The organism is Holophaga foetida DSM 6591 (assembly GCF_000242615.2).
GTDB lineage: Bacteria > Acidobacteriota > Holophagae > Holophagales > Holophagaceae > Holophaga > Holophaga foetida.
In genome coordinates this window covers 1,633,788-1,655,892 of the sequence record NZ_KI912268.1, presented here as the reverse complement: position 1 = coordinate 1,655,892, position 22,105 = coordinate 1,633,788, and the positions used below count along the sequence as shown (strand labels likewise).

Below are 22,105 nucleotides of genomic sequence, written 5' to 3'. Positions count from 1 at the left end.
GGTGTCATTTGACAAGGGCACTTCCCCAAGGCTACCTAAAAGGTTGGATTTTCCCAGAGGCCCAAGGTTTTTGAAACCGTGATCCGGAGTTGCCCATGACCAAGCCGTCCTATGCTCACGGAGCCACCGATGTCCCCCTTCTGGGGGAGACCATCGGGCAGAATCTTCGTCGCACGGTGGAGCGGTGGCCGGAATCCGAGGCTCTGGTGGTGCCTTTCCAGAACTACCGCGCCACCTATCGGCAGTTCTGGGAGCAGACAGGCTTAGTGGCCCGGGGGCTCATGGCCCGGGGCGTGAAGAAGGGTGATCGGGTCGGCATCTGGTCCGCCAATCGCTACGAGTGGGTCGTGCTGCAGTACGCCAGTGCCCGCATGGGGGCCATTCTGGTGAACATCAACCCCGCCTACCGGACCCACGAACTGGAATATGTCCTCAAGCAGTCCGGTGTCTCCCTGCTGGTGGCCTCCAAGGGCTTCCGCCATACCAACTACATCGAGATGATCCGGGAGGTGGAGGAGCACTGCCCAGAGCACAAGGCGACCCTGATCATCGACCAGGAGTGGGGCACCCTGATGGAGGACGGCAAGCGGGTCTCGGAGGATGAACTGCGTACGCGGGAGGCCTCACTCCAGTTCGATGACCCCATCAATATCCAGTACACCAGCGGCACCACCGGTTTCCCCAAGGGGGCTACCCTCTCCCATCACAACATCCTCAACAACGGTTTCTTCATCGGTGAGCGTCTGGCCTACACCGAGAAGGACCGGGCCTGTCTGCCGGTGCCCTTCTACCACTGCTTCGGCATGGTGCTGGGCAACATGGCCGTCACCACTCACGGAGCCTGCATCGTGGTGCCAGGCGAGGCCTTCGATCCCGGTGTCGTGCTCAAGGTCGTCCAGGAAGAGAAGTGCACCGCCCTCTACGGTGTGCCCACCATGTTCATTGCGGAGTTCGATCATCCGGACTTCAAGACCACGGACTTCTCCTCTCTCCGCACAGGCATCATGGCGGGCTCTCCCTGCCCCGTTGAGGCCATGAAACGGGTCCAGCAGGATATGAACATGACGGAGGTGACCATCTGCTACGGCATGACGGAAACCTCGCCTGTCTCGGCCCAGAGCCGGGTGGATGACCCACTGGATAAACGGGTATCCACCGTGGGAAGCATCCACCCCCACGTCGAGGTCAAGATCATCGATCCTTCCAATGGCCGCATCCTCCCCAGGGGGGAGACCGGCGAAATCTGCACCCGGGGCTACTCGGTGATGCTGGGCTACTGGGAGGACACCCACTCCACCCACCAGTCCATCGACGCCGGGCGCTGGATGCACACCGGCGATCTGGGGATCATGGACGATGACGGCTACCTGAAGATCGTGGGACGCATCAAGGACATGGTGCTGCGGGGCGGCGAGAACATCTATCCCCGGGAGGTGGAGGAGTTCCTCTACACCAAGCCCGAGGTTGCCGACGTTCAGGTGATCGGGGTGCCGGACATCAAGTATGGCGAGGAGGTCATGGCCTGGATCAAGCTCCGCCCAGGGGCCCAGGTTACGGAGGATGAACTGCGGACCTTCTGCAAGGGCAAGATCGCCACCTACAAGATCCCCAGGTACTGGAAGTTCGTGGACGAATTCCCCATGACCGTCTCGGGGAAGATCCAGAAGTTCAAGATGCGCGAGGCCGCCATCGCCGAACTCGGCCTTCAGCAGGCTGCCGGTGTGGTCACGGCATAGGGTTGTGAACGCTCACCAATGGAAAAGGCACGCGATGCGTGCCTTTTCCATTGGTGGGGGCAGGCCCCGTCAACTGACCTTCAGGCTTGTCCCCGCCTTGATGTGGATCTCCCGGAACCAGACCAGATACTGGTCATCTGTGAGACGGATGGTGTCGATGCGGGCCTCGGCCTTGACGCCGTCCTTGCGATAGAAACGCACCGTCTGGTGGCTCCAGCCGAGGCCGTCGATCTTTTCGAAGGCCGTGAGGGTGGCTTCCATGGACTCCAATGCCACGATTTCCTGGAGTCCCATGCAGGACAGCTCGGCCACAGCATAGCCCGTCAACTCTGCAACCACCGGGCTGACCTGGGTGAAACGCATGAAGGGATCGAGGATGCAGAAAGCGTACAGGGGCTCGACGGACAGAACCCCAGACTCATGCTGTTTCTTCTGGGCAACCGGATGGGAATGGTATCCGGTGCCTTTCAGCAGCTGGGCCCACGCCTCCCTGGGGAGGAAGGGGACGGGCCGATTTACACGGCCGGAAAGGGCGTTTTCGGACGAGAGAGTTCCACAGCCCATGATTGCTCCAGGGGTTTTTCCCAATGGATAGGCCCCCCCGGGTCAAAAGCAAGGGTAATATTTTGCATAACTTGTCTATCCTAAATATCTGGGGAGACGATATGACGAATGACTCGCGCTTGGAACTGGCCAATGCCATGACCCACGGCCTTGGTTCCGTTCTGGCGCTGGGGGCCCTGGTGGGGATGCTGCTGATGGCGGCCCGGCGGGGGACATCCTGGCACATCATCAGCGTGGCTGTTTTCGGAGCATGTCTGGTGCTGCTCTACCTCATGTCCACCCTCTACCATGCCTCCCGGAACCCCCGTGCAAAGCCGTTCCTTCGCATTCTGGACCACTCGGCCATCTTCCTGCTCATCGCGGGCACCTATACCCCCTTCTGTCTGGTGACGCTTCGGGGCCCCTGGGGCTGGAGCATCCTGGGTGCCAACTGGGGCCTCGCGGTCCTGGGGGTCACCCTCAAGGCGCTCTTTGGTCCCAGGCACCCCAGGCTTTCCCTGGCCATCTATCTGGCCATGGGATGGTTCATGGTGGTAGCCATTGTGCCGCTGCTTCACGCGCTGCCCAGGCCTGGGCTTCTGTGGCTCTTCGGGGGCGGACTCTGCTACACCGGTGGGGTGGTCTTCTATGTGTGGCGCAGCCTTCGATACAACCACGCCATCTGGCACCTCTTTGTGCTGGCGGGCAGCGCCTGTCATGTGGCGGCGGTGGCCGGCTGGGTCATTCCCCGCTGAGGATCCGGGAGATGGCTTCCGACAGATCCGAGGCCACCAGATCGGCACGGGTGGGGCCTCCTCCGCTGCCGTAGCCTGTCCTGACCAGGGCCGAGCGGCATCCGGCCCGGTGGCCAGCCTCCACATCGATCTCCTTGTCCCCGATCATCCAGGACCGGCCAAGGTCCAGGCCGTGTTCTTCGGCTGCCCTCAGGATCATGCCGGGATTGGGCTTCCGGTCAGGGTGGTCCGCGTGCTGGTAGATGCCCTGGCCCTTCTCGTGGTGGGGTGACGCATAGGCAGCGTCGAGGTGGGCTCCATCCTCGGCCAGCAGTTCCGTGATTCGGACCATGACGGCCTCGTATTCCTCCCAGCCGAAGAGGCCGCGCCCGATGCCGCTCTGGTTGGTGATCACGATGACTGGGATGCCCCGGGCGTTGAGGGCGGCGATGGCGCGGGCGGCCCCTGGGATGAGGACCACATCCTCCACCCGATGGAGGTAGTCCACTTCTTCGTTCAAGGTGCCGTCCCGGTCGATGAATACCGCCGTTTTCATCGCCTTTCCTCTGGGGTCTCTTCTCCCTTGAACCAGCGGTGATCCCTGTAGTGGGCTGTGAGGTGCTCCGAGGAGACCTTGATGACGATCATCAGGGGGACGGCGAAGATCAGGCCCACCAGCCCAAAGGCGGATCCGAAGGTGAGCACCGCCAGGAGGACCTCCAGGGGGTGGAGCCTGCTGGCGCGTCCCACCCACACAGGGGTGAGGTAGAAGGCCTCCACTTTCTGAACCGCGACGAAGACGATCAGGATCGCCAGGAGCTTGCCCCATCCCGCGCCGAGGGCCCCGGCCAGGAACAGGGCGACCGGGAGGGCTGTGATGTAGGGAGAGTAGGGCACCAGATTGGAGAACCCGGCGACGAGGCCCAGGAGCCAGAAATAGGGGATGCCCTGGACCATGAAGGCCAGGCCCTGGAGGATGGACATCACGGTGGCCAGGGCGAGCTGCCCGCGGATGTACCCGCCGAGGCGTTCGTGGATGCTCCCAAAGAACGTGCGCACTGCCATCCGATGGCGCGGGGGGACCAGGGAATCGAGGTTTTCGATGACGCTGGGGCCATCCACCAGCAGGTAGTAGAGGATCACCGGCACCAGCAGGTACGACATGAGTCGAAGGAAAAGGGCCATGAGACTGGCCCCTGCCAGCTGGACGCCCTTGATGAAACGATCTGCATCGAAGTGCCCCAGGAGAAGGCGGAGCTTGGCCTCGATTTCCGGATGCTGCCCCAGCCAGGGGAGCCAGCGGGCTTCGGCCATCCGCTTCCAGGCCGGGAAGGCCTCGACGAGGCGTTCCGTCTGCTGGATGAGGAGGGGGATCAGCCATAGGAGGGCGATTCCCAGCAGGATGGTGGTCGCCAGGAGCACGGTCATGGCGGCGCCGGAGCGCCCCAGTCGGCGGCTGAGGCGTTCGGTGAGGGGCAGGAGGAGGTAGGCCAGGACCATGGCCAGGAAGAAGGGGGCCAAGGCCTGACGCACCATGAACAGCCACCCCAGGGCGGCGATGCCAACCAGGACGAAGTGCCATGGAATCTTCAGGGCCAGGGGGCGGCGGATCATGAGGCCTGCGGGCGGGTGTGGGTGGCGCGGAAGAAATACTGGAAGCCGGAGGCCAGGACCAGCGCGGCGACCAGATAGAAGCACCAGGGGACGAATTCGCGGATCCAGGGCTGGTGGGGGATGGCGTTCAGGAGCAGGGCAATGGAGATGGCTACAAGCTGGACGCCCGTGGTCAGCTTCCCAAGGAATGAAGGCTGGAATTTGGCGGGATCGAAGTGCGTGAATGAGGTCAGCGCTACCAGGGAGATCGACAGATCCCTGAAAATGGCCAGCATGCTGACCCAGACCGGAATCTGCACCACGTAGTGGGAGCGGGGGAAGGCCAGCAGGATGAAGGCGGTGGTCATCAGGAGCTTGTCCGCCGCTGGATCCAGAACGGCCCCCAGGGCCGATTTCTGGTTAAAGCGCCTGGCGATGAAGCCGTCCAGCATATCCGTCAGGCCAGCCAGGGCGAAAATGCAGCAGGCCTCAGGCATGTGCCCGTACCAGACGGCAATGGCAAAGAAGGGAACCGCAAGGATCCGTAAGAGTGTCAAGCAATTGGGAACGGTCAGTGTGAGTGGCATGGGGTCCGGTGATTCATCGATTGTAGCCATGCCGGGCTCGCACAATGAAATGGTGTTTGCAGGCTTGTCACAGCGAGGGTACCCGGTACACTGTTCGATGAGGATGAGAACGTGTCTCAGTCGGAGATGGAGAAGTTGAGTGATCTGCTCCCAGGCGAGGAGGCCGTGATTCTGCTCGTAAGGGCGAAGGGACCTATCCGGAGGCGTCTCCTGGAAATGGGCTTCGTCCGGGGTGCCCGCCTGAAGGTCGAGAAGCTGGCACCCATGGGGGATCCCATGGAGCTGATCATCAAGGGCTATCACCTCTCCATCCGGCGGGAAGAGGGCGAGTGCATCCTGGTGGAGCGCTGTGAACCTGCCCATGCTTTGCATCGGCACGGCCACCGTCGGCCCATCCCTCTGCTCGGCAGGGTCCATCGGTGGATGAAGCGGCTCCTCGCTATCTGATCCGATCGTCGTCCTTGAGGCTCTTGTTCTCGATTTGGCGTGCGATGAATCTCTCCAGTTCGTCCTCGCCGATGATGCCCCGGCGCTGGAAGAGCTGGATCAGCCCCAGGACCAGGGTTCGGGTCTGGTAGCTGGAAAGGGGCTTGCTGGCCCGCTGTGCGGTCTCCCGGGCAGGGATCAGGAGTGCCGGTTCGGTGTCTGTGAGGGGGATGAGCCCGTCGGTGATGGGCTCGTCTTCGAACAGGGCGAAGGGCGGCGGTGTGGGCGTGGTCTTGCCTTCACTGAAGAATGGATCGGCTGGGTAGTCCTTGACCTTGGGGGGGGCGAAGGCGATGGGGGGGGCGGAGAGCTTGATGTCCATGGGCTTGGGAGAGAAGTCCAGGGGCACCGGCAGCCCCTCATCGTGGGCTGTAGCGGAGATTTCGTGGGGCTGGTTCGTCAGGACGTCCAGCTTCCGGTACTGTTCGGGGATGGCCAGCTTCAGGGTGCTGTGGGAGGCCACCATGGGTTCGATGTTCAGGCCAGAGGCAAACCGGGCGCTATCGATGGCATTGAGATCCGAAGGGTCGGCCATGGCCAGGACCAGGGATTTGGGTTCCTTGAATGAGATGGGCAGGATGACCATCTGCTCCGCCAGGCGATGGGGTATCCGCTCCAGGACTGCAACGGGCACATCCATGGCCCGCAGTTCCACCCGGGGGAACCCGGTCTTCTGGGCCAGGAAATCCATGAGCACGTCTTCGCTGATGAACCCCAGGCTCACCAGGTTGCCGCCCATGCGTCCCCCGACAAAGCGCTGGTGGCGCAAGGCCTCCTGGAGCTGGCTGGGCTTCAGCAGCCCGGCATCCACGAGCATCTCTCCCAATTTTTTGGTCTCTTGATGCATGGGACGTCACCTCTCTCGTGAGATAGGATTTTTACTAGTTTAGCCCATTACGGGTTGGGAACCAGCCGCCATGGACGCAGAATTGAAAAATGCATTGCAGGCCCTGAGAACCCACTACGACACCTCGCGGGCCCTGGATCAGGATCCCCTGGTCCTGGCCATGGGCTACCCGGAACCCTGGGACCGGGAGCTGGCCGCTTTTGTGGCTGCCCATCTAGCCTATGGCCGGGTGGCTCCCATGCTTCGGGCCATCCGTAGCGCCATGGAGCCCCTGGGGGATTGGCCCGCCCATCGGCTGCGGGCCTGGAGTGAAGTGGAGGCCGAGCGTCACCTGGAAGAGGCGCTGCCGGACTGGAAGTGGCGCTTCCATACCCGGCGGGATCTGGTGGCTTGGATCCTGGCCTGGAAGCGACTGGATCAGGAGAGTGGGCTGAGGGGGCTGGAACCCCACCTTCTCCCGGGTCCCGAACTTTCGGCGGACCAGGCCCTCTCCCGTCTTGTGCAGCGGCTCCGGAAGGAGTTGCCACCGACCCACGGGCTCCGCTTCTGCCTTCCTGACCCCCTGGAAGGCTCCGCCTGCAAGCGATGGCGGCTTTTCCTCCGGTGGATGGTGCGGCGGGGGTGGCCCGATCTCGGACAGTGGACCGACTATCCGCCCTCTTCCCTGGTGATCCCTCTGGATACCCATGTGGCCCGCATCTCCCGCCTGCTGGGCCTCACTTCCCGCACGGCTTCGGATGGTCGCACGGCCCGGGAGATCACGGAGGCTCTGCGGGAGCTTGAGCCCCAGGACCCCTTGTCCTATGACTTCGCCATCAGTCACCTGGGGATCCTGGGGGATTGCAATGGCGTGGCCGAGCCTGTCCGGTGCTCCGGGTGCGCTCTGGCCGGGGTGTGTTCCGGAGGTTACAGATCCAGATCTGCGCGGTAGAATGGGGGGTTTGGAGGAACGGATATGATCATCTTGACCCTTAATGCGGGTTCCAGCTCCCTGAAGTTCACCGTGATCAACATGGCCACGGAAGACTCTCTGGCCGATGGCATTGCTGAGCGCATCGGCATGAAGGAGGGCTTCATCCGCTGGACCATCAATGGCGAGAAGGGGCGCCTGGATTCGGACATGAAGGACCACCGGGATGCCCTGGGCCACATCATGGACAAGCTCCACGAAACCGTTCTCAAGGACCAGAAGGTGTCCGGCGTGGGCCACCGCGTCACCCACGGCGGCCCCAACTTCGGGGATCCCGAAGTGATCACCCCTGCCATCCTCGCGGAGATCGAGGACCTGGCTTTCTACGCCCCCCTGCACAATCCCGCCAATGCCATGGGCATCAAGACCGCCATGGAGATCTTCCCGGATGTGCCTCACGTGGCGGTCTTCGATACGGCCTTCCACCACAGCATGCCTGACTACGCCTTCACCTACGGCCTGCCCCACGACCTCTGCAAGAAGCTGGGTCTGCGCCGCTACGGCTTCCACGGCACCAGCCACCGCTTCGTGGCCGAGGCCACGGCCGAGCTCATGGGGCGCCCCATCGAGCAGCTCAAGATCATCACCTGCCACCTGGGCAACGGCAGCTCCATCACGGCCGTGAAGAACGGCAAGAGCATCGACACCTCCATGGGCCTCACCCCCATGGAAGGCGTGGTGATGGGCACCCGCTGCGGCAGCGTGGACCCCGGTGCCATCCTGACCATCCTGGAGAAGGAGAACCTGGATGCCAAGGGCCTGAACAACCTGCTCAACAAACACTCGGGTCTCCTGGGTGTCTCCGGCATCTCCTCCGACTGCCGCGACGTCGAGGACCAGTGGGACTCCAATGACCAGGCCCGCCTGACCATGGAGATGCTGGGCTATGGTGTGCTGAAGTACATCGGGGCCTACGCCGCCGCCATGAACGGGGTGGATGTCATCACCTTCACCGCTGGCATCGGCGAGAACGGTCCCCGCCTCCGGGCTTGGATCTGCAGTCACCTCTCCGAACTCTTCGGCATCCAGATCGACGAGAAGGTGAACAATGCCCGCAGCAAGGATCCCCGCTTCATCTGCAAGCCCGAGAGCCGCGTGAAGGTCGCCGTGGTTCCCACCAACGAAGAGCTGGCCATGGCCCGCTACACCGCCAAGTTCGTTCGGTAGGGCTCGGTAAACGAGAATGATGGAACGCAGAGGGCGCGGAGAAAAAGCACAAAGGCACCTTTGGCTTTTCCTCTGCGCTCTCTCCTTTATTCCTCCGCGCCCTCTGCGTTGATCTTTATAGCTTTCCCTTTTCGGAGTTCCCATGTCCTGGTCTCTCACGGTTGCCGCCATCATTGAGTGCGATGGGCGTTTCCTCATGGTGGAGGAAACGGATGGTGTCCACCCCGAGCGGGTCTTCAACCAGCCTGCGGGTCATGTGGAGGCCGGGGAGACGCTGCTGGAGGCGGTGGTGAGGGAGACCCGCGAAGAGACCGGCCTGGCCTTCGAGCCGGAGGCCTTTCTCGGGATCTACCAGCTCCAGGCCCGGAACGGCAAGGACTACGTCCGGGCCTGCTTCATCGGGAGCGTGCCCGAAGGAGCTGTCCCGGCCCCCCAGGACTCCGACATCCTGGCCTGCCATTGGCTCACCCCGGAGGAGGTTGCCGTGCGCCCCCGCTCGGGTTTTGTGCTCCAGTGCCTGGAGGACTACCGGCGGGGGCTCAGGCTGCCCCTGGAGGCCGTGAGCAACATCTATCGGGAGAGGTAGTCAGGTAATTGATTCGGATGGTTCATTCCCTCCAGAGCGGAGGAGTCATCTTGGGAACCTTCCAGGGGTGTAGTCGGATATTCTGATTTTTCGCTTATCATTGCTTGTTCATTTTTAGCGTGACATCCTCTTTCTGCTGGCTGATCTTGTGCCACCACTGATTGGAGGGATGCATGGCTTCTGGAGTGCTTTTTCGCAAAGACGGTTATTTAGTGCATACCAATATCCTGATACGTCCGATTGCTGCCTTGGGGCGCAGGAAGATGTCGACTATTCATGGAATAGTGGTTCATCAGACGGGTGGGACAACCTTGGCAGGGGCTCTGAATTCAGCTGCCCAAAAACAAGGAGTTGGCGCCCACTTCTACATTGATAAGGACGGGACGATTGTCCAGGTGGCATCCCTGGACTTTACCTGCGGGCATGTTGGATTGTTGAAGCCTCGGTGCATGGTGGAGCATCGCTGTAAGCCAGACCAGGCAAGGATGCTCTCCAAGATGAAACCTAGGGACATCAGTAAATTGGAATACCAGAAAGACTATCCAGAGCGGTTTCCCGGGAATGCCGATAGCGTGGGCATTGAGTTGGTTGGGTATTACCATGCGGTCAAAGGCAAAAAAGAGCCTGAATATGACTCCATAACATCTGAACAGCAAGTTGCGTTGAAATGGATTGTTAATGTGATTTGCAGTCACAAGGGGGTCAGGGCTTCAGAAATCTACCGTCATCCGGATGTATCGTGGAAAAACCCTTCTGAAGCGGCCAGTGCAAAATGGTGACCAGATTCCTGGCCTGCCTGTCCTGCTTTATATTGCTCCTGCCTGCATTTTCGCAGATCCCCTTGGGGGACAACAGGGGGCATGCGCTTCCCCCTTCCTATAAGGTCTCCCGGATCAGATCGGTCCACATCCGGGAGAACGGAGCTTGGGCAAAAGATCTCAGTTCTTCAGACGAAACGGAATCCGAGTGCTCAGCTTTTGTGCTCTGCGAAAAGGATGTTCGGGACTTTTTCCGCTCCTCCCGCCCGATCGATTGGTACACCTGGGACTATCTGCCCTACACGCGATGCCATGCGATAGGGGAGATCACTTTCGTGAACGGAGATAAGGGGCGCTGGTTCATTGATCGGAACCGAAGAGGATCACTTATGTTGGCGGATGGCCGTCTGGGGTATTTCTACGGCGAGAAGGCCCGAGCTAAGGTTTTTGACGCCCCGATGGGCCTTGCCGCCGATCCCGTCCCCAACCGGGCGGCCAGGAGCCTGATCCTGGGGCGGATTGTCTCAGTCACATTCTCCCAGGGGGGAAGCTTCTATACGAGCGATGCCCAGAAGGCTGGGCAGTGTTCGTTCGTTCTGAATGAGGCTGAAGTCCGGCGATTCTTTTCCAATGCCCGCCAAGTTGCCCAGGCGGACTTCTCTCGGGCGACTCCAGGCGAGTGTCATGCGGAAGGCGGTCTCAGGCTGGAGGACGGCCGCGAGGCGGAGTGGCTGATCGAGGACACCTGGCGCGGAGTCCTCGTGGTGAAGGGTGAGGAGTTTACATACTTCCTGGGGGCTAATCCGCGGCAGGGGGCTGGGAAATAGGCCGTCTCAAGCCAGCCAATCCGAAAGGTCCTCCAGACTGTTGATCAGGCCGTCGCAGTCGATCTCCTCCAGAGGCGTTTCGGCGCTATAGCCGTAGGTCACCAGCAGGACAGGGATCTCCGCCCGGCGGGCAGCCAGGGCGTCGTTGGGCGAGTCGCCCACCATCAGGGTCCGGCGCGGCTCGATGCCCAGCTGGCGGCAGGCGTGGAGGAGGGGCTCGGGGTCGGGCTTGCGCTGGGGCAGGGTGTCCCCGCCCACCACGCTGCCGAAGAAGCTGGACATGCCGAGGCCGTCCAGCACGGGGAAGATGAAGGCCTCGGACTTGTTGGTGACGCAACCCAGCTTGAGGCCCCGGGACTGGAGATCCGTCAGTGCCTCCATGACGCCCGGATAGGGCCGCGTGGCGAGCCCGTTGACCTCGGCATAGTGCCGTTGGAATGCGTGGTAGGCCTCTTCGAGAAGGGCAGGGGTGCTCTCCCGGCCCTCGGAGACGGACCGCTTCACCAGCACCCGGATGCCGTTCCCGATGAAGGCCGTGACTTCCGCCACGGTGCGCTCAGGCTGTCTCAGCTCCCGGAGCATCCGGTTCGTGGCCTCCGCCAGGTCCGCCACCGTGTCCAGCATCGTGCCATCCAGGTCGAAGAGCAGGCCATCGACCTCATACCGCTTGGTCATGCATATTCCTCCAGCTTCCAGGATGGGGCAAAAGTGGGGTGATCGAGGCCGCCTTTCACGCTGTTCGCCTGATTGGGGGATAGAATCCGGGGCATGCGTTCCCGTGCCTATCCTGTCCTGATGCTGGTGCCCCTCGCCCTTTGGGGCGCCCCTCAGGGGGGGGCTGTGGAGCCCGGGAGGGGGGTGCAGGTCCAGGCCACGGAATCTGCCGGGGAGCCTCGGATAGCACTGGTGATCGGCAACAGTGGCTACCAGGATGCGCCGCTGAAGAACCCGGTGAACGATGCCAGGGCCGTTCGGGATGCCCTGGCCAGATGCGGGTTCGCCGTGACGGAGCTGGAGAATGCCAGCCGCTCCCAGATGCGGGAGGCGATCCGCAGTTTCGGTGCCCGCATCGCCGAAGGGGGGGTGGGGCTCTTCTATTTCGCGGGGCACGGCATGCAGGTGAAGGGCCGCAACTTCCTGATCCCCGTCGGCGCGGATATCGCCCATGAGGACGAGGTGGCGGGGGAGGCGGTGGAGGTGGACGCCATTCTGGCCAAGATGGACACGGCCAAGAACCGGCTGAACATCCTGGTCCTGGACGCCTGCCGGAACAACCCCTTCGGGCGGAGCTTCCGGAGTACCCAGCAGGGCCTGGCCCAGGTGGATGCGCCCACCGGGACCTTCGTGGCCTTTGCGACGGCCCCGGGCCGGACGGCGGCGGACGGCAGCGGGGCCCACGGGATATACACCGCAGCACTCCTGAACCAGCTCCAGGCGCCGGGCCAGAAATTGGAAGACGTGTTCAAGCGGACCCGGGCAGAGGTGCTGAAGGCGTCCAGCCAGCAGCAGACCCCCTGGGAGAACAGCTCGATCATCGGGGACTTCTACTTCGTGCCGGGGGCTCCCGCTGCTCCGGCCCCCACCCACCCCACGGCGGCGATCCCGCCCCCGATTTCCATCCAGGCCGACAGGGCTCCGGATCCCACACCGGAGGAAAGGGACCTGCTGGCAGCCATGCACGAGAAGGGGCTCGAGAGGGTGCTCAAGCTGGCCAAGCCTCTGGCGGCCAAGGGGAGCGTGTACGGCAGGTTCGCGATCGGGTATATGGAGTCAGACCAGCCCACCCGCAATCGGGCCATCGCTGAGGCGGCCAAGACCGGCATTCCCATGGCCATGGTCGAGCACGGGCGGTTCCTCCTGGAACATCCTCTCTCTCCTGCCGAGGTCGCTGAAGCCCGCGCTTGGCTGGACCGGGCCCTGGCACTGGGGGAGCCTGATGCCATGTATACGCTGGGCATCGAACTCGTGAGCGGCAAGCACTTCCCCCGGGATCTGGAGCGCGCCGAGCGCCTGTTTGCCCAGGCCGCTCAGGCGAACGTGGGCTACTACTACGGCGTGGGATGCCTCTACTGGAATGATGAGGAATGCCGTGCCGCCTACACCAAGGAGGAGGCCGATGCCAAGGGGCTCGCCTTCCTTCGCCGGGGAGCGGAAATCGGGGATCTCGGTTCGATGAGCATGCTGTCCGGCGCCTACCAGTCCGGCCACCATGCGCCTAAGGACTCACGGCGGGCCTTGCGTTGGCATCTGGAGGCGGCGGACCACGACCCGAATCCTTACTGGACGGCCAATGTCGGGCGCTTCTACCGGGATGTGGATGACCCCACTTTTCAGAGCGGAAAAGATGCCATCCGCTGGTTCACCAAGGCTTCGGAGAGGGGGGATGCAGCGGCTTTGGGTGAAATGGCCAAGATGTATCGAGAGGGACACCTAGTCCCCAAGGATCTTCCCAAGGCTGTGCTTCTGTACCGGAAAGCCGCCGATAAAGGCCAGATGGAAAATCAGCGAGACTTGGGCGAAATGTATGAAAAGGGGCTTGGTGTGCCCCGAGATCTGGCCCAGGCGTATTTCTGGTACATGGTGGCGGGCGACTTTGGGAGTGACGGAAGGGAGCGCCTGGATGGCCTGCTCCCTGGCGCCGAGCGCACCAGAATCGGAGCCCAGGCTTTAGCTTGGCGAAAGGCGCGTGCAGCAGATGGATCCCCCGAGGATCAATTCGAACTCGGTGAGATCTATAAAAACGGCCTGGGTGTTTCGGCTGACCTCGCCCAGGCCTATTTCTGGTACGTGCTCGCCGGCGACAAACACCACGGATGGACCTGGGAGCGGGAGCACACGGCCAAACTGCTTCCGGCCTCCGAGCGGGCCCGGATTGAGGCCCAGGCCCGGAGGTGGAAGCCCACTACGGGGAAAAAAGCCGGTAGTCGCGCGAAACCGTGAAGCCTCAGTAGCGGTACGTTTCGGTCTTGTAGGGTCCCTCTACCGTCACGCCGATGTAGGCGGCCTGCTTCTCGGTGAGGGCGGTGAGCTGGACGTTGAGCTTCTTGAGCTGGAGCCGGGCCACCTTCTCGTCCAGGTGCTTGGGCAGGGTGTAGACGCCGACGGGGTACTCGCCGCTGTCCCGCTTGGTCCAGAGCTCGATCTGGGCCAGGGTCTGGTTGGCGAAGGAGCTGGACATGACGTAGCTGGGATGGCCCGTGGCGCAGCCCAGGTTCACCAGGCGGCCCTTGGCCAGCAGGATGATCCGCTTGTTGTCAGGGAAGATGACGTGGTCCACCTGGGGCTTGATCTCATCCCACTGGTAGCCCTCGAGGGAAGCCACGTCGATTTCGCTGTCGAAGTGCCCGATGTTGCAGACGATGGCCTGGTCCTTCATGGCCTTCATGTGGTCGTGGCCGATGACATGGAAGTTGCCGGTGGCGGTGACGAAGATATCGGCCTTGTCGGCGGCGTACTCCATGGTGACCACGCGGTAGCCCTCCATGGCGGCCTGAAGGGCGCAGATGGGATCGATCTCCGTGACCCAGACCTGGGCCCGCAGGGCGCTGAGGGCCTGGGCGCAGCCCTTGCCCACGTCGCCATAGCCGCAGACCACGGCGATCTTGCCCGCCACCATGACATCCGTGGCCCGCTTGATGCCGTCCACCAGGGATTCCCGGCAGCCGTAGAGGTTGTCGAACTTGCTCTTGGTGACGCTGTCGTTGACGTTGATAGCGGGGAACTTCAGCTCGCCGTTCTTGGCCATTTCGTAAAGCCGGTGCACCCCCGTGGTGGTCTCCTCGGTGACGCCCTTGATGGCTTCCAGCTGCCTGCTGTACCAGCCTGGCTGTTCAGCCACCCGCTTGCGGATGGCGGCGAAGAGGACCCTGGCCTCCTCGCTGTCCGGGCTGTTCAGCACCGCGATGTCCTGCTCGGCACGGGCTCCCAGGTGTATCAGGAGGGTGGCGTCGCCACCATCGTCCAGGATCATGTTGGGGGCGCCCTCGGCGAATTCGAAGATGCGGTGGGTGTAGTCCCAATACTCCTTGAGGGTTTCGCCCTTCACGGCGAAGACCGGCGTGCCCCCGGCGGCGATGGCGGCGGCGGCGTGGTCCTGGGTCGAGTAGATGTTGCACGAGGCCCAGCGGACATCAGCCCCGAGAGCCTTGAGGGTCTCGATGAGCACGGCGGTCTGGATGGTCATGTGGAGGGAACCGGCGATCCTGGCGCCCTTGAGGGGCTGGGAGGCGGCGAACTCCTCCCGGATGGCCATGAGGCCTGGCATCTCGGTCTCGGCGATGGCAATTTCCTTCCGGCCCCAATCGGCCAGAGCCAGGTCGGCGACGAGGTATTGGGATGGGTTCAACGCAGTCATGGGGACTCCCGCAATGTGCCAGCAAGAACAGGCTCTGCTCACCTTGAATCAAACCGGCGGGTTTGTCTGGTGAGCGCCGTTGGACTGAGTCGGGGTCCGAGCCTGGGACGGGGTCTCGCAGCGCTCCTCGGACGAGGGAAAAGGATAATCCAAAACCCACCCACTCCGGCTAGACTCATCTCCTAAATTCTGCGAAAAGGCCATGCAACCTCACATCATTTTCCGAATCCACACCGATTTGCGACTTGGCCTTGGGCATGTGGCCCGGGCCCTGGTGCTCCAGGCACACTGGCGGGCCCTGGGGGGGCTCGCAACCCTCGCTGTATCGGGCGACGATCGGGCCCGCAGGCTGGGGGAGGGGCATCATCCCTTCCTGGACCAGGTTCTGGATTGCCCGGTGGTGGATCTCGGCGAGGATCTCCACGCCCCCATCCCCCAATCCCTCAAGGACCAGGCTCATCTGGTGCTGATGGACCAGTGGGATACGACGTCGGAGCAGATCCAGGCCCTGCGCCCCCTCAAGATCGCGGTGCTGGAGGACGATGGTGATGCCCACGAGCAGGCGGACCTCCTCTTTCAGCCCTTCCTGGAAGGCTGCCGTTGGCCCACGGCGCCTGTGAAGAGTGTGGGAGGGCGCAAGATCCGCCCCTGCGAGGCCCAGCACGGAGCCTGCCGTGTCCTGCGGGGAGCCGAGTACGTGGTGGTGAGCCCCGAGGCTCTCAAGCGGCGTCCCAAGCGCGAGATCTCCCAGCCCCTCTCGGTGCGCAAGCTCCTGGTGACCTTCGGGGGCAGCGATGGGGCCGACCTTTCGGGCCGGGCTTTCCAGGTGCTTCAGCGTCTTTCGAATGAGCAGCGTTGGATGGGGACCTGCACCATTCTCGCGCCCAGGGGGATCCAGGCAGCCCCCTTCAAGGGGTGCACCCTCCTGGAGGGGATACCCGGGTTGACGAACCGCCTCCCGGAATTCGATGCCATCTGGTGCTCTGCAGGGGTGACCCTGAACGAGGCACTGTGTATGGGCATCCCAGTGGCGGCCTGGGGGCAGAATGAACGTCAGCACGAAATCCTGTCGGATCTGGCGATGAATAACGGTTGTCTTGATCTGGGCGTGGGGCCCGGGGAGAGCCTTGAACCCACCTATCACTCCCTGGAACAGTGGCTTGGCCCTGAAGGGCAGGACAGCCGCCAGGAGCAGAGCCGGGATGGCATGGGCCTGATCGACGGCCAAGGGGCCTCCCGTGTGGCGCTGGAACTGTGGAATCTCACGAAACCAGCCCTTGACGTCGAAAAATATCCGAGATAAGGTGGTCCTTCTGTCATTCCGCCGCTGAGCGGATTGCAGTTCCTGCCCGCCCATCGGTTTCGGAGTTCGGCTATGAGCACTTATTTTCCCAAGGCACAAGAGTTGGTCGATCGCAAGTGGTTCCTCGTGGACGCCACTGGAGTGCCCGTCGGCCGTCTGAGCACCGTCATTGCTGACGTGCTTTCCGGCAAGACCAAGCCCACTTGGACCCCCTTCATCGATACCGGTGATCACGTCGTGGTGGTCAACGCCGCCAAGGCCATCTTTACCGGCAAGAAGGGCACCACCAAGATGTACCGCCGCACCACGACCCAGCCCGGTTCCATGAAGGAAGTCCGCGCTGACGTCATGAAGATCACCTTCCCCGGCCGCATCATCGAGAGCGCCGTGAAGGGTATGCTGCCCAAGGGCCCCCTGGGGCGTGCGATGTATCGCAAGCTCAAGGTCTACGATGGTGCCGAGCACCAGCAGTCCGCTCAGCAGCCCCAGCCCCTGACCATCAAGCTGTAATTCGATAGAGGCATACCATGGCGATTTCCCAGCACTACGGAACCGGTCGGCGCAAGACTTCCTCTGCCCGCGTTTTCCTGCGCCCCGGCAGCGGCAATGTCACTGTCAACGGTCGCACCCTGGAGCACTACTTTCCCAATGCCGTGCTGCGCATGGTGGTCCACCAGCCCCTGGTGATGAACGAACTGGACAACAAGTTCGACATGGTCATCTCCGTGGCTGGCGGCGGTCCTGCCGGCCAGGCTTCTGCCATCCGTCTGGGCATCTCCCGCGCTCTGCTGGGCTACAACGAGCAGCTCAAGTCGGTTCTGCGCCAGGCTGGTCTGCTCACCCGCGATCCCCGCATGAAGGAACGTAAGAAGCCCGGTCAGAAGGCTGCCCGCGCCCGCTTCCAGTTCTCCAAGCGCTAGTCTTTTCGGCGCTGCCGGGACGATTACCGTGTTTTCTCATCGGGGAGCTGCGGCTCCCCGAACTTACGCAGGGCCGAACCCTTCGGCCGATTCGGGCGGGACACCGCCTTTCATCCCACCGCGACCCCGGTCGCGACATTACGGGAGGCCATCATGGCTGCCATTCAAATGAAGGAACTGCTCGAAGCAGGCGTCCACTTCGGTCACCAGACCAAGCGCTGGAACCCCAAGATGAAGAAGTACATCTTTGGCGCCCGCAACAGCATCTACATCATCGACCTGCAGAAGACCCTCCGTCTCTGGAACCAGGCCACCAACTACCTGACCAAGTGCGCCGCCGAAGGCAAGACCTTCCTCTTCGTGGCCACCAAGCCCCAGGCCCAGGACCTGATTGCCGAGCAGGCCCAGCGTTGCGGCGCCTACTATGTGAACAATCGCTGGCTGGGCGGCATGCTCACCAACTTCACCACCATCAAGAAGTCCCTTGAGAAGCTGAAGGAGATCGAGGCCACCCTCAACGATCCCGCCAAGACTGGTCTGCTCTCCAAGAAGGAAATCCTGGTGCTTCAGCGCCAGCACGACAAGCTGGATGCCTCCTTCCACGGCATCCGTGACATGCGCGGCATCCCCGATGTCATCTTCGTGATCGATCCCCATCGCGAGGACATCACCATCACCGAAGCCAACAAGCTCGGCATCAAGGTGGTGGCCCTGGTGGACACCAACTGCGATCCTGACAAGATCGACTACGTGATCCCCGCCAACGACGACGCCATCCGCTCCATCCTGCTCTTCTCCGAGCGCGTCGCCGACTCCGTTCTCGAAGGCCGTCAGTCCTTCCAGGACAAGTCCGACACCGACGACATGAAGGCCATGCTGGCTGAGAAGGCCAACGAAGGCGCTGAATAGTCAAGTCTCCATTGGGCGAACGGTCTGCCGTCTGCGGCGCCGTTCGCCCATGTTCATTTTTGAAGCGACATTCGATCCAAGGAGAATTCCATGGCATTTACCGCTCAGGACGTGAAGACCCTCCGGGACCGCACCGGTCTCGGCATGATGGATTGCAAGAAGGCCCTCGAAGAGAACGATGGCGACATCGAAAAGGCCGGTGACTGGCTCCGCAAGAAGGGCCTTGCCGCCGCCGCCAAGAAGGCCGACCGCATCGCCGCCGAAGGCATCGTGGAGGCTTACATCCACCCCGGCGGCCGCGTGGGCGTGCTGGTGGAAGTGAACTGCGAGACCGACTTCGTGGGCAAGACCGAGGGCTTCCAGCGCCTGGTCAAGGAGATCGCCATGCACATCGCTGCCCACGATCCCGCCCCCCAGTTCGTCACCAAGGAAGAGGTCACCGCCGAATTCATCGAGAAGGAGAAGGAGATCGCCCGGGCCCAGGCTCTGGCCACCGGCAAGCCCGCCAACATCGTCGAGAAGATCGTCGAGGGCAAGATGGCCTCCATTTACAAGGATGTCTGCCTGCTCGAACAGAGCTTCATCATCAACCCCGATCTGACCATCGCCCAGCACCTCTCCACCAAGACCGCCGAGATCGGCGAGAAGCTCAGCATCCGCCGCTTCACCAAGTATGTGATGGGCGAGGGCCTGGAGAAGAAGGTCGACGACTTCGCCGCTGAAGTAGCTGCCCAGACCGGAATGTAAGCGTCCTTCGAATGCGAAGCACGTGAATGAAACAACGCGCCCCCGGTTGGGGGCGCGTTTGTGTGTCCAGGCTTCTTTTCTGAGGCTACTTTCGCTCCTCGGGCATCCCCAGGGGGGCCTCCTTGGCGAAGCTGGCGACGGCGGCCTTGGCGCGGTTGAGGGGGGCCAGGGTGCCGGGACCGCCGATGCAGCCCCTGGGGCAGCCCATGCCCTCCACAAGATGAGGAACGGGCTTCAGCTTGCCCTGCTGGATCTCCTTGAGCAGACCGAGGCAGTCCGCTAGGCTCTCGGCCGTGCGATGGACCAGGCCATCCAGGGGATCGCCCGCATGGTGCCTGGCGGCGGCGGCAATGGCCAGGGCCACGTTCCCTGCCACGGGATAGGCCCGACCGGCGGTGCTGGCTTCTGGGGCCGCGGCCTCGTCGGGGATCGAGGCAGGATCCACCCCGGCGGCCTGAAAAATGGCCCCCAGCTCCTCGTAGGTGAGGACGAAGTCCACGATTCTGGCCTCCCGCAGTTCAGAGACCTCGGCCTTTTTGGAGACGCAGGGGCCGATGAAGACCACTTTGGCATCTGGGACTTCCGCCTTGATCCGCTTGGCGGTCTCCACCATGGGGGTGGAGCTGTCCTGGATGCAGGTGGCGAGGTCAGGGAAGGCCTGCCGGGCGGCCCGGACCCAGGAGGGACAGCAGGAGGTGCCGACGAAGGTCTGGGGAGCGCCTGGATCGGCCTGTCTCGCACGGTAGACCTCCAGCACCTTCTCGCCCTCCTCCAGGATGGCAATATCGGCCCCGTAGGCCACTTCTGCGGTGCCAGCGAAACCCAGGGCCCGTACGGCGGCCAGGATCTTCTGGGGGGTGGCCAGGGGGCCGAATTGGCCGACGAAGGAGGGCGCCAGTTCGGCCCAGACCGGGAGGCCGCTCCGGATGGCGTGGAGCACCTGAGCCATTTCAGACTTCTCGCCAATGGCCCCGAAGGGGCAGGAGACCACACAAAGACCGCAGGACACGCACTTCTCGTTCCTTATCTCGGCGAAACCCTCGGCATCGGCTTCGATGGCGTTCACGCCGCAGGCGGACTCGCAGGGCCGCTCCCGGTAGAGGATGGCGTTGTACGGGCAGACCTGGGCGCAACGACCGCAGTTGATGCACTTTCCCTGGTCGATCCTGGACTTTCCTCCACTGACCTTTACGGCGTTCTTGGAGCACACGGAGACGCAGGGGCGGGCGACGCAGCCCATGCACTGGTCCGAAACGATGTAGGACTTTCCGGGACAGCGCTCGCAGGCGATCTTGATGACGGCGACGTAAGGCTTCTCTACCACCCGATGGTCAGTGAGGGAGGGTTCCGGGTGGTCGATGACCGGTTCGTGGGCACCGAACTCCCGGAGATCCTGCCCCAGCGCCAAGCGGACTCTCTCGCGGGCGACTGCCCGCTCCTTGAATACGCAGTCCCGGTAGGTGGGGGTGTTGTGGGTGATGATCTCGTAGGGGATGGCTTCGATGGCCTGGGGCGGCTTCCCTTCACGGATGAGGCGAGCCACGGCTACCAGGACCTTTCGCCGGATGCTCATCACGGGGGTGTAGAGCCCCCTCATTTTCTCGAAGATATCCAGCTGAGCCAGCGCCATCCCTATCCCTTCATCAAGCGCTCCAGGGTCTCCTGCAGTTGCTGAACTCACCCGTGAAAGGGTCTCGTTTCCGATCTGGACCACCGGGGACTGTTCGCCGTCCTGGCAGCACTGAAGACAGGGTACCGGCGCGACTTCAACCCGGCCCGCCAACTCCTCGCTCTCCTCGAGCATGGCCAGCAGCTCCTGTCCCCCGTGGGCCGCGCAATTGAGCCCACAGCACACCTTGATCTGAATCATGAGAACTCCTTGGGCGAACGTGGTGAACACCCCGGTTCCGTGAACTCCAGGTGTGAAGCCTGGACTCCTGCGCCTCCGGTTAGTGGGTGTCCACTCATTCTGGAGTGGTTCGGGAATGCAGTAAACTACCCGAGCCACACCAGAATGGCATTTGAACGAGGTGAGCATGAGCACAACCGCATGGCTGTTCCCTGGGCAAGGTTCCCAGGCCGTAGGCATGGGCCTGGCCCTGGCGGAAGCAGAACCCGCCGCAAAAGCCGTGCTGCGCGAGGCGGACGAGGCCCTGGGCTTCGCCCTGAGCCAGCTCATGGCCGAGGGGCCTGAGGAGACCCTCAAGCTCACGGAGCACACCCAGCCAGCCATCCTGACCCATAGCACCATGGTGGTGCGGGCCTATGGCGACCGCCTCCCCAAGCCCAACTTCGTTGCGGGGCACAGCCTGGGCGAGTACAGCGCGTTGGTGGGCTGCGGTGCCCTCGGCTTCGCCGATGCCGTCCGCACGGTCCGTGAGCGGGGGCGTGCCATGCAGGTGGCTGTTCCCGTGGGGGTGGGGGCCATGGCCGCCATCCTGGGGATGGCCTCTGTGGATGTGGAGGCCTGCTGCCAGGAGGCTCAAATCCAGACCGGCCAAGTGGTGGTGCCCGCCAACTTCAACGGCCCTGGCCAGATTGTCATCGCTGGGCACGCTGGGGCCGTGGAGGTGGCCATGGAGCTCCTCAAGGGTCGGGGTGGCCGCAAGATGGTCAAGCTTCCGGTGAGCGCTCCCTTCCACAGCCCCCTCATGGAGCCTGCCCAGGTCGCCATGACGCCTGTGCTCAAGGCCCTCGAATTCAAGACCCCGATCTGCCCCCTGGTCAACAATGTGGACGCCCAGCTGGTCACCGACCCCGAGGCCCTGCGCCAGGGTCTGATCCGCCAGATCCCCGGAGCGGTCCGTTGGGAGGCTATCACCGACCTCCTCCTGGAGCAGGGTGTGACGACCTTCCTGGAGCTCGGCCCCGGCAAGGTCCTCACCGGCCTCGTGAAGAAGCAGGCCAAGGAGAAGGGCATTGAGGTCAGGGCCTGCTCCATCGGAGGACCCGAGGACCTAGTGGGCCTGGAGTAGGAAAGATCGCTCACGCGGAGGCGCGGAGAGCGCGGAGGAAAAGCAGAATCTTTTCTCCGCGCT

General features: G+C 62.9%; 23 protein-coding genes and 1 riboswitch. Of the genes, 15 read left to right on the top strand and 8 right to left on the bottom strand.

Going from position 1 to position 22,105, the window contains the following annotated elements; translation table 11 throughout:
* The first annotated feature begins 95 nt into the window (after nucleotides 1-95).
* Nucleotides 96-1,736, top strand: coding sequence for an AMP-binding protein (locus HOLFODRAFT_RS0207200; RefSeq protein WP_005035618.1), 1,641 nt, complete (start codon nucleotides 96-98; stop codon nucleotides 1,734-1,736).
* 69 nt (nucleotides 1,737-1,805) lie between these two features.
* Here the strand turns inward: HOLFODRAFT_RS0207200 and HOLFODRAFT_RS0207195 are convergent, their stop codons facing one another.
* Nucleotides 1,806-2,300, bottom strand: a complete 495-nt coding sequence (locus HOLFODRAFT_RS0207195; protein WP_005035621.1) for a PAS domain-containing protein — start codon at nucleotides 2,298-2,300, stop codon at nucleotides 1,806-1,808.
* Between the two features lie 101 nt (nucleotides 2,301-2,401).
* Between HOLFODRAFT_RS0207195 and trhA the strand changes: the two genes are divergently transcribed.
* Nucleotides 2,402-3,034, top strand: coding sequence for a PAQR family membrane homeostasis protein TrhA (trhA, locus tag HOLFODRAFT_RS0207190; RefSeq protein ID WP_005035623.1), 633 nt, complete (start codon nucleotides 2,402-2,404; stop codon nucleotides 3,032-3,034).
* On the opposite strand, the gene HOLFODRAFT_RS0207185 is transcribed toward trhA, so the two are convergent.
* The 3 genes from HOLFODRAFT_RS0207185 to pgsA are packed head-to-tail and all read right to left on the bottom strand — an operon-like array spanning nucleotide 3,021 to nucleotide 5,193.
* The gene (locus HOLFODRAFT_RS0207185; RefSeq protein WP_005035625.1) at nucleotides 3,021-3,569 is read right to left on the bottom strand and encodes a D-glycero-alpha-D-manno-heptose-1,7-bisphosphate 7-phosphatase; all 549 of its coding nucleotides are present in this window, start codon (nucleotides 3,567-3,569) and stop codon (nucleotides 3,021-3,023) included. The two genes, trhA and HOLFODRAFT_RS0207185, sit on opposite strands and share 14 nt — an antisense overlap.
* Complete coding sequence (locus HOLFODRAFT_RS0207180) at nucleotides 3,566-4,627, bottom strand: AI-2E family transporter (protein WP_005035628.1); 1,062 nt, start codon at nucleotides 4,625-4,627, stop codon at nucleotides 3,566-3,568. The genes HOLFODRAFT_RS0207185 and HOLFODRAFT_RS0207180 overlap by 4 nt, the downstream gene beginning before the upstream one ends.
* A complete protein-coding gene (gene pgsA, locus HOLFODRAFT_RS19905; RefSeq protein WP_244432659.1) occupies nucleotides 4,624-5,193 on the bottom strand; it encodes a CDP-diacylglycerol--glycerol-3-phosphate 3-phosphatidyltransferase in 570 nt (189 codons plus the stop codon). The genes HOLFODRAFT_RS0207180 and pgsA overlap by 4 nt, the downstream gene beginning before the upstream one ends.
* 111 nt (nucleotides 5,194-5,304) lie before the next feature.
* Between pgsA and HOLFODRAFT_RS19900 the strand changes: the two genes are divergently transcribed.
* Nucleotides 5,305-5,640: a FeoA family protein gene (locus tag HOLFODRAFT_RS19900; RefSeq protein WP_005035631.1), complete on the top strand. Its 336-nt coding sequence runs from the start codon at nucleotides 5,305-5,307 to the stop codon at nucleotides 5,638-5,640.
* On the opposite strand, the gene HOLFODRAFT_RS22790 is transcribed toward HOLFODRAFT_RS19900, so the two are convergent.
* On the bottom strand, nucleotides 5,633-6,526 hold the full coding sequence (locus HOLFODRAFT_RS22790; RefSeq protein ID WP_005035633.1) for a cyclic di-GMP-binding domain-containing protein, MshE-related: 894 nt from the start codon (nucleotides 6,524-6,526) through the stop codon (nucleotides 5,633-5,635). The two genes, HOLFODRAFT_RS19900 and HOLFODRAFT_RS22790, sit on opposite strands and share 8 nt — an antisense overlap.
* Before the next feature lie 82 nt (nucleotides 6,527-6,608).
* On the opposite strand from HOLFODRAFT_RS22790, the gene HOLFODRAFT_RS19890 reads away from it, so the two are divergent.
* The 5 genes from HOLFODRAFT_RS19890 (at nucleotide 6,609) to HOLFODRAFT_RS24425 (ending at nucleotide 10,834) form a co-directional block, all read left to right on the top strand.
* On the top strand, nucleotides 6,609-7,457 hold the full coding sequence (locus tag HOLFODRAFT_RS19890) for a TIGR02757 family protein (protein ID WP_158412929.1): 849 nt from the start codon (nucleotides 6,609-6,611) through the stop codon (nucleotides 7,455-7,457).
* A 24-nt stretch (nucleotides 7,458-7,481) separates the two neighbouring features.
* Nucleotides 7,482-8,663, top strand: a complete 1,182-nt coding sequence (locus HOLFODRAFT_RS0207155) for an acetate/propionate family kinase (RefSeq protein ID WP_005035638.1) — start codon at nucleotides 7,482-7,484, stop codon at nucleotides 8,661-8,663.
* A gap of 142 nt (nucleotides 8,664-8,805) precedes the next feature.
* Nucleotides 8,806-9,249, top strand: coding sequence for an NUDIX hydrolase (locus HOLFODRAFT_RS0207150; RefSeq protein ID WP_005035641.1), 444 nt, complete (start codon nucleotides 8,806-8,808; stop codon nucleotides 9,247-9,249).
* A 173-nt stretch (nucleotides 9,250-9,422) separates the two neighbouring features.
* Nucleotides 9,423-10,028, top strand: coding sequence for a peptidoglycan recognition protein family protein (locus HOLFODRAFT_RS0207145; protein WP_005035645.1), 606 nt, complete (start codon nucleotides 9,423-9,425; stop codon nucleotides 10,026-10,028).
* A gap of 368 nt (nucleotides 10,029-10,396) precedes the next feature.
* Nucleotides 10,397-10,834, top strand: a complete 438-nt coding sequence (locus HOLFODRAFT_RS24425) for a hypothetical protein (protein WP_148300382.1) — start codon at nucleotides 10,397-10,399, stop codon at nucleotides 10,832-10,834.
* 6 nt (nucleotides 10,835-10,840) lie between these two features.
* On the opposite strand, the gene HOLFODRAFT_RS0207135 is transcribed toward HOLFODRAFT_RS24425, so the two are convergent.
* Nucleotides 10,841-11,509, bottom strand: a complete 669-nt coding sequence (locus tag HOLFODRAFT_RS0207135) for a phosphoglycolate phosphatase (RefSeq protein ID WP_005035648.1) — start codon at nucleotides 11,507-11,509, stop codon at nucleotides 10,841-10,843.
* Between the two features lie 93 nt (nucleotides 11,510-11,602).
* On the opposite strand from HOLFODRAFT_RS0207135, the gene HOLFODRAFT_RS22785 reads away from it, so the two are divergent.
* On the top strand, nucleotides 11,603-13,774 hold the full coding sequence (locus tag HOLFODRAFT_RS22785; RefSeq protein ID WP_005035650.1) for a caspase family protein: 2,172 nt from the start codon (nucleotides 11,603-11,605) through the stop codon (nucleotides 13,772-13,774).
* A gap of 4 nt (nucleotides 13,775-13,778) precedes the next feature.
* Here HOLFODRAFT_RS22785 and ahcY read toward each other — a convergent pair whose 3' ends face one another.
* The gene (ahcY, locus tag HOLFODRAFT_RS0207120; protein WP_005035652.1) at nucleotides 13,779-15,188 is read right to left on the bottom strand and encodes an adenosylhomocysteinase; all 1,410 of its coding nucleotides are present in this window, start codon (nucleotides 15,186-15,188) and stop codon (nucleotides 13,779-13,781) included.
* Between the two features lie 64 nt (nucleotides 15,189-15,252).
* Nucleotides 15,253-15,323: riboswitch (S-adenosyl-L-homocysteine riboswitch) on the bottom strand.
* Between the two features lie 67 nt (nucleotides 15,324-15,390).
* Between ahcY and HOLFODRAFT_RS0207115 the strand changes: the two genes are divergently transcribed.
* From HOLFODRAFT_RS0207115 to tsf, 5 genes are all read left to right on the top strand, one after another.
* Entirely contained in the window at nucleotides 15,391-16,491 is a 1,101-nt protein-coding gene (locus tag HOLFODRAFT_RS0207115; RefSeq protein WP_005035654.1) for a hypothetical protein, read from the top strand.
* A gap of 72 nt (nucleotides 16,492-16,563) precedes the next feature.
* The gene (gene rplM / locus HOLFODRAFT_RS0207110) at nucleotides 16,564-17,001 is read left to right on the top strand and encodes a 50S ribosomal protein L13 (RefSeq protein ID WP_005035656.1); all 438 of its coding nucleotides are present in this window, start codon (nucleotides 16,564-16,566) and stop codon (nucleotides 16,999-17,001) included.
* A gap of 17 nt (nucleotides 17,002-17,018) precedes the next feature.
* Nucleotides 17,019-17,411, top strand: coding sequence for a 30S ribosomal protein S9 (rpsI, locus tag HOLFODRAFT_RS0207105; RefSeq protein WP_005035658.1), 393 nt, complete (start codon nucleotides 17,019-17,021; stop codon nucleotides 17,409-17,411).
* 153 nt (nucleotides 17,412-17,564) lie between these two features.
* Nucleotides 17,565-18,320: a 30S ribosomal protein S2 gene (gene rpsB, locus HOLFODRAFT_RS0207100; protein WP_005035660.1), complete on the top strand. Its 756-nt coding sequence runs from the start codon at nucleotides 17,565-17,567 to the stop codon at nucleotides 18,318-18,320.
* Nucleotides 18,321-18,410: 90 nt separating this feature from the next.
* Nucleotides 18,411-19,067 (top strand): translation elongation factor Ts, encoded by a 657-nt coding sequence (gene tsf, locus HOLFODRAFT_RS0207095; protein WP_005035661.1) that lies wholly within the window; start codon nucleotides 18,411-18,413, stop codon nucleotides 19,065-19,067.
* A gap of 85 nt (nucleotides 19,068-19,152) precedes the next feature.
* Here the strand turns inward: tsf and HOLFODRAFT_RS0207090 are convergent, their stop codons facing one another.
* Complete coding sequence (locus tag HOLFODRAFT_RS0207090) at nucleotides 19,153-20,937, bottom strand: monomeric [FeFe] hydrogenase (protein WP_005035663.1); 1,785 nt, start codon at nucleotides 20,935-20,937, stop codon at nucleotides 19,153-19,155.
* A 166-nt stretch (nucleotides 20,938-21,103) separates the two neighbouring features.
* Between HOLFODRAFT_RS0207090 and fabD the strand changes: the two genes are divergently transcribed.
* Nucleotides 21,104-22,042 carry an ACP S-malonyltransferase gene (gene fabD / locus HOLFODRAFT_RS0207085; protein ID WP_005035666.1) on the top strand — a complete coding sequence of 313 codons (939 nt, stop codon included), beginning with the start codon at nucleotides 21,104-21,106 and terminating at the stop codon, nucleotides 22,040-22,042.
* The last annotated feature ends 63 nt before the right edge of the window (nucleotides 22,043-22,105 follow it).

Coding starts and splice junctions, on each gene's coding strand:
- HOLFODRAFT_RS0207150 (WP_005035641.1), top strand. CDS start 8,806: ATGTCCTGGTCTCTCACGGTTGCCGCCATCATTGAGTGCGATGGGCGT.
- pgsA (WP_244432659.1), bottom strand. CDS start 5,193: ATGCCACTCACACTGACCGTTCCCAATTGCTTGACACTCTTACGGATC.
- fabD (WP_005035666.1), top strand. CDS start 21,104: ATGAGCACAACCGCATGGCTGTTCCCTGGGCAAGGTTCCCAGGCCGTA.
- HOLFODRAFT_RS0207155 (WP_005035638.1), top strand. CDS start 7,482: ATGATCATCTTGACCCTTAATGCGGGTTCCAGCTCCCTGAAGTTCACC.
- HOLFODRAFT_RS0207180 (WP_005035628.1), bottom strand. CDS start 4,627: ATGATCCGCCGCCCCCTGGCCCTGAAGATTCCATGGCACTTCGTCCTG.
- HOLFODRAFT_RS0207115 (WP_005035654.1), top strand. CDS start 15,391: ATGCAACCTCACATCATTTTCCGAATCCACACCGATTTGCGACTTGGC.
- rpsI (WP_005035658.1), top strand. CDS start 17,019: ATGGCGATTTCCCAGCACTACGGAACCGGTCGGCGCAAGACTTCCTCT.
- rpsB (WP_005035660.1), top strand. CDS start 17,565: ATGGCTGCCATTCAAATGAAGGAACTGCTCGAAGCAGGCGTCCACTTC.
- HOLFODRAFT_RS0207185 (WP_005035625.1), bottom strand. CDS start 3,569: ATGAAAACGGCGGTATTCATCGACCGGGACGGCACCTTGAACGAAGAA.
- HOLFODRAFT_RS24425 (WP_148300382.1), top strand. CDS start 10,397: ATGTTGGCGGATGGCCGTCTGGGGTATTTCTACGGCGAGAAGGCCCGA.
- rplM (WP_005035656.1), top strand. CDS start 16,564: ATGAGCACTTATTTTCCCAAGGCACAAGAGTTGGTCGATCGCAAGTGG.
- tsf (WP_005035661.1), top strand. CDS start 18,411: ATGGCATTTACCGCTCAGGACGTGAAGACCCTCCGGGACCGCACCGGT.
- HOLFODRAFT_RS0207195 (WP_005035621.1), bottom strand. CDS start 2,300: ATGGGCTGTGGAACTCTCTCGTCCGAAAACGCCCTTTCCGGCCGTGTA.
- HOLFODRAFT_RS22785 (WP_005035650.1), top strand. CDS start 11,603: ATGCGTTCCCGTGCCTATCCTGTCCTGATGCTGGTGCCCCTCGCCCTT.
- ahcY (WP_005035652.1), bottom strand. CDS start 15,188: ATGACTGCGTTGAACCCATCCCAATACCTCGTCGCCGACCTGGCTCTG.
- trhA (WP_005035623.1), top strand. CDS start 2,402: ATGACGAATGACTCGCGCTTGGAACTGGCCAATGCCATGACCCACGGC.
- HOLFODRAFT_RS22790 (WP_005035633.1), bottom strand. CDS start 6,526: ATGCATCAAGAGACCAAAAAATTGGGAGAGATGCTCGTGGATGCCGGG.
- HOLFODRAFT_RS0207135 (WP_005035648.1), bottom strand. CDS start 11,509: ATGACCAAGCGGTATGAGGTCGATGGCCTGCTCTTCGACCTGGATGGC.
- HOLFODRAFT_RS0207090 (WP_005035663.1), bottom strand. CDS start 20,937: ATGATTCAGATCAAGGTGTGCTGTGGGCTCAATTGCGCGGCCCACGGG.
- HOLFODRAFT_RS0207200 (WP_005035618.1), top strand. CDS start 96: ATGACCAAGCCGTCCTATGCTCACGGAGCCACCGATGTCCCCCTTCTG.
- HOLFODRAFT_RS0207145 (WP_005035645.1), top strand. CDS start 9,423: ATGGCTTCTGGAGTGCTTTTTCGCAAAGACGGTTATTTAGTGCATACC.